Annotated in this window: 14 protein-coding genes, 1 other RNA gene and 1 other annotated feature; of the genes, 2 read left to right on the top strand and 13 right to left on the bottom strand. The window is 36.5% G+C overall.

Annotated elements, in window-relative coordinates:
- Positions 1-4: 4 nt before the first annotated feature.
- The 4 genes from mnmA to BCELL_RS07650 form a co-directional block, all read right to left on the bottom strand.
- Positions 5-1,108 carry a tRNA 2-thiouridine(34) synthase MnmA gene (gene mnmA / locus BCELL_RS07665; RefSeq protein WP_013488118.1) on the bottom strand — a complete coding sequence of 368 codons (1,104 nt, stop codon included), beginning with the start codon at positions 1,106-1,108 and terminating at the stop codon, positions 5-7.
- Between the two features lie 19 nt (positions 1,109-1,127).
- The gene (locus BCELL_RS07660) at positions 1,128-2,267 is read right to left on the bottom strand and encodes a cysteine desulfurase family protein (protein WP_013488117.1); all 1,140 of its coding nucleotides are present in this window, start codon (positions 2,265-2,267) and stop codon (positions 1,128-1,130) included.
- A gap of 134 nt (positions 2,268-2,401) precedes the next feature.
- Positions 2,402-2,821 (bottom strand): cysteine metabolism transcriptional regulator CymR, encoded by a 420-nt coding sequence (gene cymR / locus BCELL_RS07655; protein WP_013488116.1) that lies wholly within the window; start codon positions 2,819-2,821, stop codon positions 2,402-2,404.
- On the bottom strand, positions 2,805-3,467 hold the full coding sequence (locus BCELL_RS07650; RefSeq protein ID WP_013488115.1) for a YczE/YyaS/YitT family protein: 663 nt from the start codon (positions 3,465-3,467) through the stop codon (positions 2,805-2,807). The genes cymR and BCELL_RS07650 overlap by 17 nt, the downstream gene beginning before the upstream one ends.
- A gap of 235 nt (positions 3,468-3,702) precedes the next feature.
- Between BCELL_RS07650 and BCELL_RS07645 the strand changes: the two genes are divergently transcribed.
- Positions 3,703-5,031, top strand: coding sequence for an AAA family ATPase (locus tag BCELL_RS07645; RefSeq protein ID WP_013488114.1), 1,329 nt, complete (start codon positions 3,703-3,705; stop codon positions 5,029-5,031).
- Positions 5,032-5,268: 237 nt separating this feature from the next.
- The gene (locus BCELL_RS07640; protein WP_013488113.1) at positions 5,269-5,928 is read left to right on the top strand and encodes an RsfA family transcriptional regulator; all 660 of its coding nucleotides are present in this window, start codon (positions 5,269-5,271) and stop codon (positions 5,926-5,928) included.
- A 145-nt stretch (positions 5,929-6,073) separates the two neighbouring features.
- Here the strand turns inward: BCELL_RS07640 and ssrS are convergent.
- The 9 genes from ssrS to BCELL_RS07595 all read right to left on the bottom strand — a co-directional run bounded on the left by ssrS (position 6,074) and on the right by BCELL_RS07595 (position 17,142).
- Positions 6,074-6,261, bottom strand: a non-coding RNA gene (gene ssrS / locus BCELL_RS22045) — 6S RNA.
- Positions 6,262-6,993: 732 nt separating this feature from the next.
- Entirely contained in the window at positions 6,994-8,784 is a 1,791-nt protein-coding gene (aspS, locus tag BCELL_RS07630) for an aspartate--tRNA ligase (RefSeq protein WP_013488112.1), read from the bottom strand.
- Positions 8,785-8,804: 20 nt separating this feature from the next.
- Positions 8,805-10,076 (bottom strand): histidine--tRNA ligase, encoded by a 1,272-nt coding sequence (gene hisS / locus BCELL_RS07625; protein ID WP_013488111.1) that lies wholly within the window; start codon positions 10,074-10,076, stop codon positions 8,805-8,807.
- A gap of 118 nt (positions 10,077-10,194) precedes the next feature.
- Positions 10,195-10,429: a binding site (T-box leader), on the bottom strand.
- An 87-nt stretch (positions 10,430-10,516) separates the two neighbouring features.
- The gene (locus BCELL_RS22895; RefSeq protein WP_013488110.1) at positions 10,517-10,693 is read right to left on the bottom strand and encodes a hypothetical protein; all 177 of its coding nucleotides are present in this window, start codon (positions 10,691-10,693) and stop codon (positions 10,517-10,519) included.
- A gap of 68 nt (positions 10,694-10,761) precedes the next feature.
- Positions 10,762-11,202: a D-aminoacyl-tRNA deacylase gene (gene dtd / locus BCELL_RS07615; protein ID WP_013488109.1), complete on the bottom strand. Its 441-nt coding sequence runs from the start codon at positions 11,200-11,202 to the stop codon at positions 10,762-10,764.
- Positions 11,203-11,222: 20 nt separating this feature from the next.
- Entirely contained in the window at positions 11,223-13,403 is a 2,181-nt protein-coding gene (locus BCELL_RS07610; protein ID WP_013488108.1) for a RelA/SpoT family protein, read from the bottom strand.
- Between the two features lie 291 nt (positions 13,404-13,694).
- Positions 13,695-14,207, bottom strand: a complete 513-nt coding sequence (locus BCELL_RS07605) for an adenine phosphoribosyltransferase (RefSeq protein ID WP_013488107.1) — start codon at positions 14,205-14,207, stop codon at positions 13,695-13,697.
- Between the two features lie 197 nt (positions 14,208-14,404).
- Positions 14,405-16,750: a single-stranded-DNA-specific exonuclease RecJ gene (gene recJ / locus BCELL_RS07600; RefSeq protein ID WP_013488106.1), complete on the bottom strand. Its 2,346-nt coding sequence runs from the start codon at positions 16,748-16,750 to the stop codon at positions 14,405-14,407.
- Positions 16,751-16,812: 62 nt separating this feature from the next.
- A complete protein-coding gene (locus BCELL_RS07595; RefSeq protein ID WP_013488105.1) occupies positions 16,813-17,142 on the bottom strand; it encodes a LapA family protein in 330 nt (109 codons plus the stop codon).
- Between the last annotated feature and the right edge of the window lie 4 nt (positions 17,143-17,146).

The following is a 17,146-nucleotide window of genomic DNA, read 5'->3' as shown; positions in this document are numbered from 1 at the left end:
AACTTCAAGTACTTTTAATTACCTTATCAATGACACCGCCCCCTAAACACACTTCACCATCATAAAACACGACCGACTGTCCAGGAGTAATGGCTCTTTCTTGCTCATCAAAAATAACTTTTACTTGACCATCATTCATGATTGATACAGTAACACCTTGATCTTTCTGACGATAGCGGAACTTTGCAGTGCAGTGAAACTCCTTCTTCCCTTTTATTAAATGTTGGTTTATCCAATTTACATCTTCAGCAATTAAGCCACTTGAATATAACGCTGGATGATGGTAGCCTTGTCCAACAAGTAATATATTTTTATCTAAATCTTTGTCAATAACAAACCAAGGTTCACCCGCTCCACCAATTCCTAACCCTTGTCTTTGACCTAACGTGTAGTACATTAAACCGTCATGATAGCCTTTCACTTCGCCATCTAACGTTTGCATTTCTCCTCGTTGAGCAGGTAGATATTGACTTAAAAACTCTTTAAAATTTCTTTCGCCAATAAAACATATTCCTGTGCTATCTTTTTTCGTTGCTGTTGCTAAATGAGCTTCTTTTGCGATTTCTCTTACGCGTGGTTTTTCAATTTCACCAATTGGGAAAAGGACATGCTTTAATTGATCCTCGCTTAGCGCATTTAAAAAATATGTTTGATCTTTATTTTCATCAATACCTCGTAATAATTCAACACCATTATCACTGTGTCGGACCCGGGCATAGTGACCAGTTGCAACATAATCAGCACCTAGTGACATAGCGTGATCCAAAAATGCTTTAAACTTTATTTCTTTATTGCACATCACATCTGGATTTGGTGTTCTCCCTGCTCGATATTCATTAAGAAAATAGGTAAACACTTTATCCCAATATTCCTTTTCGAAGTTTACCGCATAATAAGGAATATCTAATTGGTTACACACACGGATTACATCATTATAATCCTCAGTTGCTGTACAAACCCCAAATTCATCGGTATCGTCCCAGTTTTTCATAAAAATGCCGATTACTTGATAGCCTTCTTGCTTTAGAAGATAAGCTGCAACTGAAGAGTCAACACCACCTGACATTCCAACTACAACTCGAATATTTTGTTTTTCTGTATTCATCATCAACTTACTCCTCCCCTCATTATTTCGTTAACCTACGAATAACATCAACAGTTTTTTCCGCAGCCTTTTTAATCATTTCTTCCGTTAATCCGTATCCGAAACTAAACCTTACAGCGGAATGACTTCTATTTTTATCATCAAACATAGCCGTTAGGACGTGTGAAGGATCAATAGACCCTGCCGTGCATGCTGATCCACTTGAAACGGCAATACCTTCAATATCTAAATTCATTAATATCGATTCTACATTCATACCCGGAAAGCTAATATTTAATATGTGCGGTAAGTATGCTTCTCTATGGCCATTTATTTGAAAATCTAATTTATTGTCTTGAAAGGTATGAATAAGAATACGTTGGAACTCCTCATACATCGCTCGCTTTTCTTCTAGTTGGTCATACGCTATTTCCATCGCTCTTTTTAGGCCGACTACCCCAGCCACATTTTCAGTTCCTGCCCTTCTTTTTCTTTCTTGCTCACCGCCAAAAAATAGTGGTGAAATACGCTGCTTACTATTCGCATATAAGAAGCCAATCCCTTTAGGACCATTAATTTTATGCGCTGATACTGCAAGAAAGTCAACCCCTAATTCACGAACATCTATAGGTATAAGTCCAAATGCTTGTACTGCATCAGTATGAAAAACTGCTTGATGTGGCTTCAGTAATTCTCCAATTTCTTTAATTGGTTGTACTGTTCCGACTTCATTATTTCCAAACATACAGGAGACAAGGATTGTATCTTCCTTTAACGCATTAATAATAGAAGACGGGGTCACTCTCCCACTCTCGTCAACATCGATATACGTTACTAAGAAACCTAGTTTCTCCAAATGTTCAAACGCGTGGAGAACGCCATGATGCTCAATTTTTGTAGTAATAAGATGTTTTCCTTTTTCCTGATTCGCAACAGCATAACCGATAATCGCTAAATTATCTGCCTCCGTTCCACCACTAGTGAAAATAATATCTTCAAAGGAAGCACCTATTTTTCTAGCAATATATTCTCTAGATTCATCCAATCCTCTTCTTGCTTCTCGACCAAATGAATGAATACTAGACGGGTTTCCGAATTGATCTTCATAGTACGGCATCATTGCTTTTACTACCTCTGGGTGAACAGGGGAGGTTGCAGCATGATCCAAATATATTCGTTCCATTTTATTCACCTTCTATTTCCAACATTTAATATTATTTTATCCATATCATATAACCTTTAATAAGGATACATATTTTTCAGTGAAAAGAAAAGCGAGGATACCTCAAAAGGGCTAAGCCTTTTACGGTATCCTCATTAAATATAAAACATGTAATGCTCTTGCCCGCCCTTATCCTCATAATTCGCTAAGTCTTCTAATGTTGTACTATCTAAAACATCCTTCACAGCGTCTCTTATTTTTATCCATAAGTCCCTTTTTGCAGGTTCTTCATCATCAACGACTTCTACAGGTGTAATTGGGCCTTCAAGTACACGTATAATATCACCTGCTGTAATTTGTTCTGGAGATTTCGATAGCATGTACCCACCATAAGCTCCTCGAACACTTTTTACTAGAGTAGCATTTCTTAATGGTGCAATTAACTGCTCTAAATAATGTTCAGATAGATCGTGATCTATTGCTATCGATTTTAGTGATATTGGACCTTCTCCATATTTTTTTGCTAACGCCATCATAATCGTTAATCCATATCTTCCTTTAGTGGATATTTTCAAGTTTAACCCCTCTTTCTATTCTTCTATCAATCCAAGCTTGACACCAATTTAATGAGATACCCGTTACATGACCTATCGTTACACTAAATAATATTGTACCAATAAATACAGGACCACCAAGCATCCAACCACAAAACAATACTATTACTTCCATCATAATACGAACCCTAGCAACTGAAATCCCCAACTTATCAGAAACTGCAAGCATTAAACTATCTCGCGGACCAGCACCACATCGTGGACAAATATAAACACCAATTCCAAACCCCATTATTAAAATACCAATGACTAGCATGACTCCTTGTAGAAATAGAAGATTCGGGGTATTAATGAAAAACAAAAATATATCAACAAATACTCCGACTAGTATCATATTCAAGTATGCCCCTAATTTTGGCATTTCTTTCGTAAGAATTGTAGCTATTAATAATAAAACAAAACCCATAATAATCGTCCAAGAGCCAACAGTTAGCCCGATATTTTGCATCATACCAATATGAAGGACATCCCATGGTGCACTACCTAAATCTGCCCGTATTATTAACGCAATTCCAAAACTCATAATCATTAAACCTAATATAAATACACTCCACCGAAAAAAAGATGTGTGTTGAAATGGCTTTCTTTTTCTGACTTGATTTTTCACTCGCTCAACTCTCTTCTCCCAAGATGTGATACTATTATTTACTCAAAAACTTGTTAATTTTTATTCCTTTAATATAGCATACTTAAGTAGGTAAAAAATGTACAGACATGGTAATATCGAACTAAAGAATGAAAATTTATCTTTATCTATCATATCATGAAATACTTATCTGTTTACACAGTTTTATTGAAATAATTTATTAATCAAGTAAACATACGATCATTAGGAGGTAAACATGGATCTATTTGATCATTCTACAAAGAAAGAAGTGAAAGGCCCATTAGCTTCAAGAATGCGCCCTCGTACTATACATGAAGTAATTGGACAAAAAGAAATAGTTGGAGAAGGAACTTTACTAAGGAGAGCAATAGAAGCAGATCAGCTCACACCGATGATTTTTCACGGACCTCCTGGTACTGGCAAAACAACTCTGGCAAAAGTCATAGCTAACAGTACTTCAGCACATTTTGAGCAATTAAATGCAGTCATTGCTGGGATAAAAGATGTAAGAGAAGTAGTATCCCGTGCTAAAGAACGTTTAAAATACGACCAAGAAAAAACAGTTTTATTTATAGACGAGATCCACCGTTTTAATAAAGGTCAGCAAGACGCATTGTTACCTTTTGTGGAAGATGGAACAGTTATTTTAATAGGGGCTACGACTGAAAATCCGATGTTTGAAGTTAACCCGGCATTATTATCACGCTCACGCCTCTTTCGGTTACAATCTCTCACCAATGATGATATTAAACAGGTAATACATGCAGCAATTAACGACAAGGATAGAGGCTTTGGTGAATATGATATCACTATTGCTAGTGAAGCTTTAGATCATCTTGTTAACGTTGCAAATGGAGACGCTCGAACAGCGTTAAATGCATTAGAATTAGCTATTTTAACTACTGACCCGAATGATAGTGGAACGATTTGTATTGATCTAGAAACCGCTGAGGCATCGATACAAAAAAGAGTATTACAATATGACAAATCAGGTGATCAACATTACGACACTATTTCTGCATTTATAAAAAGTATACGTGGTTCTGATCCTGATGCAACTTTATATTGGTTAGCAAAAATGATCTATGCTGGTGAAGATCCAAGATTCATTGCTAGGAGATTATATGTACACGCTGCTGAAGACATTGGTTTAGCCGATCCTAATGCATTACTTGTTGCTCAAGCAGCAGCATACGCAGTAGATTTTATCGGTATGCCTGAGGCACGTATCCCTTTAGCTGAAGCCGCATTATACTTAGCAACAGCGCCGAAAAGTAATGCTGTTATTACCGGAATTGACTCTGCACTATCACTAGTAGAAAATGAAAAAACAGGTGACGTTCCTATACATTTAAGAGATGCGCATTATAAAGGTGCTTCGAGGCTTGGTCATGGTGAAGGATACAAGTACCCTCACAATTATGAGATGCACTACGTTCCACAGCAATATTTACCTGACCATTTGAAAAACAAGCATTTTTATCACCCTGCCGAAAACGGATATGAAAAAACGATTCAAAAAAGATTAGATTACTTCATAGAAAGAAAGAAACGTGGCAACTAATTATTTTCACCATTGATTTGTTCCCTTTATTTTCACTACCTATTTCTCTATTTAATTACTTTAGTTCTGCCTGTTTATCTTGAATGACAAAATCCATTGTCTTTTATTATCATTGTATAAATCTATACTTTAAAGCAAAAACCTATGAATTTTTCAATATAATGGTATATTTTGTCGTGACCATGCCCATCCTATTATCAAACAACTTTGAGTCTATTATGAAAGGATTGGAATAAAATGAAAGTAAGACAAGATGCATGGTCAGAAGAAGATGATCTACTATTGGCGGAAACAGTGCTGAGACATATTCGTGAAGGTGGGACACAGTTAAAAGCTTTTGATGAAGTAGGTGACGCATTAAATAGAACGTCTGCGGCGTGTGGATTCCGCTGGAATGCTGTCGTAAGAGATAAATATGAAGATGCAATCAAACTAGCAAAAAGACATAGAAAAGAGAGAAAGCGTCAAATGGCACAAGAAGCAAAGCCATTATCTTACTCTAAACCTCTTCAATCAGTCTATCAGCCTACTCCATCAACACCTTCAAGGCAACCTATAGCTGATTATATGAATGAAGAAAAAGAGATTACAATGCAAGATGTTATTCAATTTCTACAGCAAATGAATGGCAAAGGACATCAAGAGTCTTTACTGAAGCAAGAAAATGAAGCACTAAAACTAGAAAAGCAAGAGTTAGCGCAAAAAGTTGAGTTTTTAGAAGATGAATTGAAGAAGATAAGAGAAGAGCATAAAACGATTGAAGAAGACTATCAATCCATCATTCAAATTATGAACAGAGCTAGAAGAATGGCACTGCTAGATGAAGAGACAGACGATCGAAATGCACCCGCTTTCCGTATGGATAAAAATGGGAATTTAGAAAAAATTGCAAAGTAATTGGACAAGGCTGAAGCAAATAGTCAATTGATTATTTATTTGCTTCAGCCTTAAAAACTGTAATTTCTGTCGCTTTAATTGTTTTTTATACAAGGATACCAATCTAGCTAGAGACAGTAAAAAAACACCTAAACAGGTGTTTTTTTTTTGTCCCATGTGTGCCGTTTCTACTTTCAGTTTTGAACCTGCATCTAGCAGGTGGGTGCCCTGTTCTTCAATTCTAGCTTCCACTATCATTTCTTGAGGCTTGCTATATGTATCAGAAACACGGTGCTCCCAATGTAACGGTGTTGGCTCAAACATTTAAAGTTTTGACGTACACCACAGGACGCAGTTAAAATATAGTGGTTATTATAGATGTAATCTTTATATTTTTATATTACCCATATTCAGTATTATTAAACGTAAACGAGTTTTTTTTCAAAAAAAAATTTTAAAGAAGAGAGGGATTATTTCTACTTCATTAGTTGATTTCTTTCGTGAATGGACTTTAAGTCGGGGTTTATCTACCTTCAGTACGGGATATTCCTTCTAACGGGCTTTAAACTTTGTTTTATCTACCTTCAGCACGAGATAATACTTCTAACGGGCTTTTAAACACTGTTTTATCTACCTTCAGCACGAGAGACTCCTTCTAACGGGCTTTTAAACACTGTTTTATCTACCTTCAGCACGGGATAATCATTCTAACGGGATTTTAAACGCTGTTTTATCTACCTTCAGCACGGGATAATCATTCTAACGGGATTTTAAACGCTGTTTTATCTACCTTCAGCACGGGGTAATCTTTCTAACGGGCTTTTAAATCGTGTTTCATCTCACCTTCATTCAAAGCATCCTCTACATAATAAACTTAAAATACTATTATTATACATTCATCTGATGGTCCATCTCAAAAATAGCTTTTAAAATTTATTTCATAAAAGAAGTTATAATAGACTTTTCCAAACTATATATCAATTCACTTACAGTAGCTTCGCACATTGTAAAAGGACATAAGGGTAAAATTAAGAGGAGGCTGAAAAAGGTTGATATTTACCTTTTCAGTCCCCTCTAAATTAAAGACTATACTAGTTTTGACTCTTCTTTTTTCTCTACGACATTTAAATGAAGTTCATCTAATTGAGCATCACTTACACTGCTTGGAGCGTTTGTAAGTAAGCAGCTAGCACTTGCAGTTTTAGGGAAGGCGATTGTTTCTCTTAAGTTGCTTCTTCCGGCTAAAATCATAACTAATCTATCTAATCCAAGCGCAATACCACCGTGTGGAGGTGTACCATATTCAAACGCCTCTAACAAAAATCCAAATTGACTTTTCGCTTCTTCTTCTGTAAATCCTAGTGCAGAAAACATTTGCTCTTGTAATTCACGTTCATAAATACGCTGAGAGCCTCCTCCTAGCTCATATCCATTAAGAACAAGGTCATAGGCTTCTGCCCGAACCTCTTCTGGGGCAGTTACGAGCTTTTCTACGTCCTCGTTAATTGGTCTTGTGAACGGATGGTGCTCTGCAACATACCGTTTCTCATCTTCATCATAAGACAGAAGTGGAAAATCAGTGACCCACAAAAAGTTAAATTTACTTTCATCAATGAGGCTATGCTCCTTAGCAAACTTTAAACGTAACGCTCCTAACGCATCCCATGCTACTTTTTGCTTATCGGCCACGAACAACAGAACGTCTCCATTAGTAGCATCGAAGGCATCACAAAGTGTCGCTGCTTCCGTTTCATTGAAAAACTTAGCTATTGGTCCTTTTAATGTGTTGTTTTCCTCTACTTTTAACCATGCGAGCCCTTTCGCTCCGTATACGGAAACAAATGAAGTTAGATTATCTAAGTCCTTACGTGAATATTGGTCTGCAATCCCCTTCACACAAATTCCTTTTACGACGCCACCTTTTTTTACTGTATTAGCAAAAACTCCGAAGTCGCTATCCTCGACCGCTTTGGATACGTCAATTAATTCCATACCAAAACGAGTATCTGGTTTATCTGAACCAAAGCGATTCATTGCTTCTGAATGTGTTAGTCTTTGGAATGGGGTAGTTACAGTAATACCCTTTAGTTCCTTTAATAGCTTGGCCATCAATTGCTCCATCATAGCCAAAAGCTCTTCCTTTCCTAAAAACGATGCTTCAATATCAATTTGTGTAAACTCAGGCTGCCTGTCCGCTCTTAAATCCTCATCTCTGAAACATCGTGCTACTTGATAATACCTCTCAAACCCAGATACCATAAGAAGCTGCTTAAACAGCTGTGGTGATTGCGGTAGCGCATAAAATTCACCAGGATGTACTCTTGAAGGAACGAGATAATCTCTTGCTCCCTCAGGTGTACTTTTTGTTAACATTGGTGTTTCAATTTCCATAAAAGTATTTTCATCAAGAAAATCACGAATTAACTTTGTTGTTCTATTTCGAAGTTGCATCGTTTCAAACATTTTGGGCCTTCTTAAGTCTAAATAACGATATTTTAGACGAACATCTTCAGAAATCTCGACGTCATCTTCAATCATAAACGGAAGACCTTTTGACGCATTTAATATTTCAATTTCATCAACGATAACTTCGATTTTTCCAGTAGCAATTTTGTCATTAATCGTTTCTTCTTCACGAGCAACGACTGTACCACAAACTTCAATCACATACTCATTACGAACCTTCTCACCAATCTGTAAAGCATCTTTATTATTTTCACCGTTAAAAACAATTTGAACGTGGCCAGAACGATCACGAAGATCAACGAAAATCACTTGTCCTAAGTCACGGCGCTTTTTAACCCAACCTTGCAAACAAACTTTTTCTCCTATGTTGCTCTCTAATACCTCTCCACATAGATGTGTTCTTTTCTTCACGATAATACCCCTTTCAACGTCTATTTCTTTTTGGATTTTAAATAGCTAACTAATTCTTGAACTTTTACTTCCTCTTGCTCACCAGTACTTAATGCTTTTACCATAACAGAATCGTTTTCTAATTCTTGTTCTCCTAAAATAATAGCAAAAGAAGCATTGAGGCGATCTGCCGCTTTAAATTGTGCTTTCATTTTTTTATTTAAATAATCAGTATCGACAGTTAAACCTTGTTTCCTTAAATCGTGTAATAGTTTTGGAGCAACATTTTTTGGTTCTTCACCCATGACAACTAAATAGGCGTCAATACCTTCTTGAATAGGAAGCTCTATTCCTTGCGCCTCTAATGCCATAAGTAATCTCTCAATACTTAAGGCGAACCCAATTCCTGGGACGTCTGAACCACCAAACTCTTCTACTAAGCCATTGTATCTTCCACCACCACTTAATGTAGTAATAGCTCCAAATCCTTTGCCGTCTATCATAATCTCAAAAGCAGTATTATTATAATAATCTAAACCTCGTACTAATGTAGCATCTACAACAAATTCTATTCCAATAGCAGTTAAATAGCGTTGTACTTGTTCAAAATACGCTTTTGAACTTTCGTTTAAGTAATCAAGAATGGAAGGAGCTGTATCCATTAACTCATGACCATGGTCTTTTTTACAGTCTAGTATCCTAAGTGGGTTCTTTTCTAACCTCGCTTGACAATCAGAACAAAATTCTTCGATACGTGGCTTAAAATGATCGATAAGCGCATTTCGGTGTGCTGTTCGACTATCTTTGTCCCCTAGGCTATTAATAACTAACTTTAAATCTGTTAACCCTAAACCTTTATAAAGATCCATTGCTAGTGCGATTACTTCTGCATCAATGGCGGGATCATCACTTCCTAAAGCTTCAACACCAAATTGAACGAACTGGCGCATCCTCCCTGACTGTGGTCTTTCATAACGAAACATCGGTCCAATGTAATACAATTTCACAGGTTGATCAGGTAATCCATGCATTTTGTTTTCTACATAGGAACGTACGACAGATGCTGTCCCTTCTGGTCGTAATGTTAAGCTTCTTCCTCCACGGTCATCAAATGTGTACATCTCTTTTTGCACAATGTCAGTTGTATCCCCAACACCGCGTGCAAACACTTCTGTTTGCTCAAACATCGGTGTACGAATTTCCTTATAATTATACGTTCTACAAAGTTCATGTGCTCGTTGCTCAATATATTGCCATTTTGCAGATTGCTCAGGTAAGATATCCTGTGTTCCTCTAGGGATTTTAAAGTTCATCTCGTTTCCTCCTCATCATTGCTCAAATGTATTATTGTCTATATTACAAATTCTTTTAAAATTGGTAATTTTACTTATGTATTTCATGCAAATAAAAAAACTCCCGCCCCTGAACAATGTCAGGGACGAGAGTTTGAATCCCGTGGTACCACCCTAGTTGAAGCACAAATGGCTTCCTCTCGATCAGTTAACGCCTGATTACGATTTCTCCTACTTAAAGTACTACTTATTTTTCAGAGAAATACCTAAGGAGTGTTCATTCATGAAGTTCCATGTAGAAACGCTTACAGCCAACGGCATTTCTTCTCTGTCCATAGACGATCTTCATTACTCTTCTCCCTCATCGGTGTACATGTATATGTGAAATTATTTATCAAAGTTTCTTAATATAATACGAAATAGAAAGCAGGCTTGTCAACCATATATTTAAAATAATGATACTAATTTCTTTCTATTCTCTTTTTTAGTGACTTCACTTCTTTAAGTGATAAGCCAAATTCAGTGGCAATTTCGTAATTATCTGCTTGTTGTTCAATTTCAGTAAACCTATGAAGGTTTACACCTAATAGTCGTGCATTTGAATTTGTAAAGCGTTCTTGTTGATGTCCAGATCTCATGAGTATTCCCTCCGCTTTTTCTTTCAGTTTTGCCGAAAAAAAGGAAGGTTACTCATAAAGAAATAAAATTATTTACTTTCTACAATTAAAGTAACTGGACCATGATTCGTAAATGACACATCCATCATTGCTCCAAATTGTCCAGTTTCAACTGTCATACCTTGCTCTCTTAACTTGTTATTAAACAAATGATAAAGTTTTTCTGCGTGGTCCGGCTTTGCTGCAGCCATAAAATTAGGACGCCGACCCTTTCTACAATCTCCGTACAATGTAAACTGTGAAATAGAAAGTATTTGCCCACCTACATCTTTAACAGAAAGATTAAGCTTTTCGTTTTCATCTTCGAATATTCGTAAGTTAATCAATTTCTCAGCAACAAAATGAACATCGTGCTCTGTGTCATCATGAGTGATACCAACTAGAAGTACTAAACCGTGGTCTATTTGACCTACTATTTCATCATTAACGGTAACCTTCGCATGTAATGATCGCTGTACTACTACTCGCATAAATAAACCTACTTTCTTACTTAATGCATTATCCGACGAACAGAATATATATCGGATATTCTTTTTATTCTTTCAACAACTCTTTGCAAATGAGAGACATTTTGGATAGAAATCGTCATATGAATCGTTGCCATTTTATTTTTATCTGAACGACCAGAAACAGCATTAATATTTGTTTTCGTCTCAGCGACGGCTTGCAACACCTCATTAAGTAAGCCTCTACGATCATATCCAGAAATCTCTATATCCACATTATAATTTTTCGTTTGTTGCTGGTCACCTTCCCATTCAACTTCCAGTAGCCTAGTTTTCGCCTCATCTGTCGTAATATTAGGACAATCCGTTCGGTGAATAGAAACACCACGACCTTTTGTAATATAACCGACAATATCATCGCCTGGTACTGGATTACAACAACGCGATAATCGAATGAGCAGATTATCTATCCCTTTCACTCTAACTCCAACACTAGTTTTTCTAGTCGTATCATAAGGTTTCAATTCTTCAACTGCCGCATTAATCGTGAGCTTCTCAGCTTCCTCATCTTGTTGTTTTCTAATATTATCCGTTAGCCTTGTCACAATTTGAGCCGCAGTAATACCACCGTATCCAACTGCTGCATACATATCCTCTTCTGCGGTAAAGTTGAACTTGTTGGCAACTCTTTCAATATTCTCTTCGGTCATAACCTCTTTTAAGGAATAACCTTTACGTTCAATTTCCTTCTCCACGAGCTCGCGGCCTTTTTCCACGTTTTCTTCGCGTCGCTCTTTTTTAAACCATTGACGAATTTTATTTTTTGCATGGGAGCTTTGTGTAATTTTAAGCCAATCCTGACTTGGACCATAGGAGTGCTTAGAAGTAAGTACTTCAACGATATCTCCCGTTTGAAGTGGATGGTCTAATGGAACCATTTTCCCATTGACCTTCGCGCCAATACAACGATTGCCGACCTCTGTATGGATTCTAAAAGCAAAGTCTAACGGAACAGATCCTTTAGGTAATTCAATAACATCGCCTTTCGGTGTAAACACAAATACCATGTCAGAGAAAAGGTCTATTTTTAGCGACTCCATAAATTCTTGTGCATCGTTAGTATCATTTTGCCATTCTAGAATTTCCCTAAACCAACTCATTTTCGTTTCTAATGTTTCGTTTTGCTTCATTGTTTTGCCTTCTTTATATGCCCAATGAGCTGCCACCCCGAATTCAGCTACTTTATGCATATCCTCCGAGCGAATTTGAACTTCTAGAGGATCTCCCTTCGGTCCTATAACAGTTGTGTGCAACGATTGATACATATTAGCTTTAGGCATTGCAATATAATCTTTAAATCGACCAGGCATTGGTTTCCACTGGGTATGAATAATCCCAAGCACAGCATAGCAATCCTTTATACTATTCACGATAATTCTAACGGCTAGAAGATCATATATTTCGTTAAATTGTTTGTTTTGTAGTGCCATTTTTCGGTAAATACTATAAATGTGCTTTGCTCTACCGTGTATTCCAGCTTGTACTCCAACACCTTCTAATCTTTCACGAATTTTATTTTGTACTTCGTCAATATAATCTTCACGCTCTGCACGCTTTTTTTTCATTAAATTAACAATGCGATAATATTGTTGTGGATTTAAATAACGTAAAGATGTATCCTCTAGCTCCCATTTAATTTTGGATATCCCTAGTCTGTGAGCTAGTGGCGCAAATATTTCTAGCGTTTCATTTGCTATTCTCCGTTGTTTTTCAGGAGGTAAATGCTTTAGTGTGCGCATATTATGAAGTCTATCTGCTAATTTTATGAGTATGACACGAATATCCTTGGCCATTGCAACAAACATTTTTCTATGATTTTCTGCCTGCTGCTCCTCTTTAGATTTATATTTTATTTTCCCAAGCTTTGTTACCCCATCAACAAGCATGGCAACTTCATTTCCAAATCTATTAGCTAGATCCTCTAATTTGACATCCGTATCTTCTACAACATCATGAAGAAACGCTGCAGCGATCGTTTTAGGGTCCATTCCTAAATCAACTAAAATACCTGCAACTTGTACTGGATGCCATATATAAGGCTCACCTGATTTACGGAATTGTTCCTTATGGGCAACCTCCGCTACTTCATAAGCTTCCTTAATGAAAGCAACATCATTTTCTAATAAGTATTCACTTGCTTTATCAAATAGTTGATCAATTGTCATGGAATCACCTTAACATCCAGTCTATATTTCTTTTATTATTTAAAATTTCCGATAAAAGAGACTAAAAATTTTGTCGAATAGTCGTATAAAAAAAGAATCTCTTCCGTAGAAAAGACTTTCATTAAGAATAACATATTTTATAAAAAAAAACAGAATCAAATAGTATTTTCTTTAGAAAAGTATACGTGTAGAAATTATTCAATTATATTATGTATTTATAGATATCCATTTTCCATTGATGTTAAGGATGGGTGCCTTATACAATCGAAAGACACCCTTTCATACCATTCCTTAATATGTCATTAAAGAAAAGACATCATAATCGACTAACTTTTCTCTTCCACTTAAATAACTAAGCTCAATTAAAAATGCTATTCCAACAACTTCTCCACCTAATTTTTCTACCATTTTGATTGTTGCTTCAATCGTCCCACCTGTAGCTAATAAATCATCTGTGATTAATACTTTTTGGCCAGGCTTAATCGAATCTTTATGAATATTCAAGGAGTCTTTCCCATACTCAAGTCCATAATCGACTCCGATAACTTCTCTTGGAAGTTTTCCCGCCTTGCGTACAGGTACGAACCCTACACCCATAGCATAAGAAATTGGGCACCCTACAACGAATCCTCTTGCCTCAGGTCCGACAATAACATCTACATTTCTTTCTTTCGCATAGTTCACCATTTCATCGATTGCTTTTTTATACGCTTCACCATTCTCCATCAGCGTGGTGATGTCTTTAAAGCGAATCCCATCTTTTGGGAAGTTTTCGACAACAGTTACAAATTTTTTGAAATCCATATATTGTTTCCTCCTATTTTTTACAATCGACCACGTATACTTTACTTATACTATACAAAATTCTATAAGCTAAACAAATCATGATGACTATTTTTAGGGGACACTGATAAAGTGAAAGAACGCCACTTTTTCAGTGTCCTTAAAGAACATATCTTTTTCAGTGCCCTCCGATATTTACCTTTTTCAGTCCCAGGAATTTAGCTCATAGTAACTACTTCTTTTTCCATTACATTTTGAATCCAAGACTTTAATTCGTTGAAAGAGGAATATAACAATACGTTTTCAATTTCAGATTGTTCTATTCTCTTTTTATACGTTGGTGATTCTTCCAATTCCTTTTTTCCTGGTGAATCTACAATTGATATAAACCCATTGCTTATTTTAACAAATCCTAAATCAAAAAACACGCTACAAATAAATTTTAAGCCGTTTAAGGACCAACCTTTATGTTTTGCAAGGTCAGCACCGTGCTTCTCAATATCAAAAGTTGTGCGCTTCTTTAAGAATGCATAAAACCATACGAAATGTTCCCTCGTAGGTAGCATTTCAAAATAGTGATCCTTTTCATGTATAAAGCTTGCATATACGCGTTTTGGCTTATCGTGCACTGAAAAAATAGACTCTAATTGCTCGAAAGACTCAGGTAAATCTAGTAAAAGGACAAACTTATTTTCAAATACGGAATAGTCAACTTCACCTTCAAAGAAACTAATCGTCTTCCACTCAGCCGGAATCTTAGATAATAGTGAGGCTGATTCACTTCTGAATGCTGCGACCACTATGCTTTCACTATGCTGTTGGTTAATCTTCGTCCAAGGCTCTTTCTCACTCCTCAAATCAAATAATTGCCACTCATCTACCTTTATATCTTCTATAATCATTTGCGGTTTAACGTGTCCATTCCATTCATTGATTGATAGCTGTCCAACGACCGATAGCTTTGCTATTGGAGAAAGTTCATCGGCAATATTCCCCATCCGAAACGCAATTCCATCTAGCACTGATTCTTCATCTTTTAAAGATAGCTTCAAATGATCCTCTTTTGCTCCAATTTTTTTTGTCATTGCAAGCTCTACATTTTCTATTAAAGCTTTAGGAGCAGGATTCCCGACTCCAAAGGGAGCCATTTCCTGTAAATGAGTAATAGCTTCTGTAGTAACCTCACTCACCTTTACAGGCAAATCAACAGCTAATGACTTTATCCAGTTTTCTTCAGCAACTGTTGTTTCAGCAATGTTGCACATTTTTTCTTGAAGAAGGTTAATATTTTCTATTTTCATTGTTAAACCAGCAGCCATTGGATGCCCCCCAAAATGAGGTAACCATTCGCGACACTGCGATAAAGCTTGGAACAGGTCAAATCCTTCTATACTACGAGCAGATCCTTTCGCTAATCCTGTGCTTTCATCGAGACTTAATACGATTGTAGGACGATAGAATTTTTCTACTAATCTACTAGCGACAATACCAATTACACCTGCGTTCCAGCCTGCTTGTCCAACAATTAAAACGGAGGGAACCGTGTCCTTCGCTAAAACTTGTTCTTCCGCTTCCTTCGCCATCTCATTTACAATTGTTTGGCGTTCCTTATTTAAATCATCAATCATAATGGCTAATTCATATGCCTCTATATCATCTTCACTTAATAATAGTTGTATCGCTGGATCTGCAGAGTCTAAACGCCCAGCTGCATTTAAACGCGGGCCAATCATAAATCCAATATGTTCTTCATTAAGTTCTAAAGGATTTATATTACAATGCTCCATAAGTGCCTTTAGGCCAGGACGTTGCTCTCTAGTTAAAGAGTGAATCCCTTCAGCTGCAAGAAATCTATTTTCATCTATTAAAGGAACAAGATCCGCTATAGAGCCGATCGCAACTAAGTCAATATATTCAGTAGGTACTCTATTTAATAATGCGTGTGCCACCTTAAATGCCACACCAACACCAGCTAAATTCTTGTTTGGATAAAAACAATCGTCCTGTTTTGGATTAATAACTGCATATGCATCTGGAATCGTTGGTGGTGGTTCATGGTGGTCCGTTATAATTAAATCTACACCGAGTTCTTTAGCGACTTCGGCTTCATGGTTCGCTGCTATTCCCGTATCAACAGTAATAATTAACGATACATTCTCTTCTTTTGCATGTCTAAACGCTTGCTCATTCGGACCATATCCTTCGGTAAAGCGATTTGGCACGTAAAAACCAACGTTTGCTCCTAATTGTTTTAACGTCAAATACATAAGTGAAGTACTTGTTACCCCATCGGCATCGTAATCACCAAAAACAAGTATATTTTCATTTTCCTTAATTGCAGTGTGAATTCTCTTAACTGCTTTTTCCATATCCTTTAATAAAAAGGGGTCATGTATCATTGATGCGTCCATATGTAGGAACGATTGTGCTTTATGAACATCATCATATCCCCTTTGAACTAAAAACCTTGCGGCAATCATCGATATATTTAATTGATTCGCTAATTCCATCACTTGATTTTCATTCGCTTCGGTTATTTTCCATCTAGCCTTCGGTTGTAACATAAAAAAACCACCCCTGACCAAGTAATTATACATAAGGTATTCAAAGGTGGCAATGTTACCGTTTATTTTTTTTGTTTCGTGTACGGTTTTACTTCTACTTGTTTCTCATCTTTCTTATCTGTTTTCTTGTTCTTATCTAAGTTTGATTGGGTATGTGGCATTTTTTCTTTTAAACTTTTTATTTCCATTTGGAGGCGGTATATTTTGTAAATACCGACACTTCCTACAATTATGCCCCCCATTAAGACAGAACCTAAAATAACTAATACGAGAGGCCATTCATTTTGACCAAATAAATAATTTACCTCTACTGGATCTACGTTAATGACTGCAAATGTAGCAATTACGATCGCAATGATTATTCCTACGATTAGTGTCCATTGTCCTCGCATGTTT

The sequence above is a fragment of the Evansella cellulosilytica DSM 2522 genome, from assembly GCF_000177235.2.
GTDB lineage: Bacteria > Bacillota > Bacilli > Bacillales > Salisediminibacteriaceae > Evansella > Evansella cellulosilytica.
The sequence above is the reverse complement of the archived record's forward strand: the minus strand, read 5'-3'. Positions and strand labels throughout refer to the sequence as shown.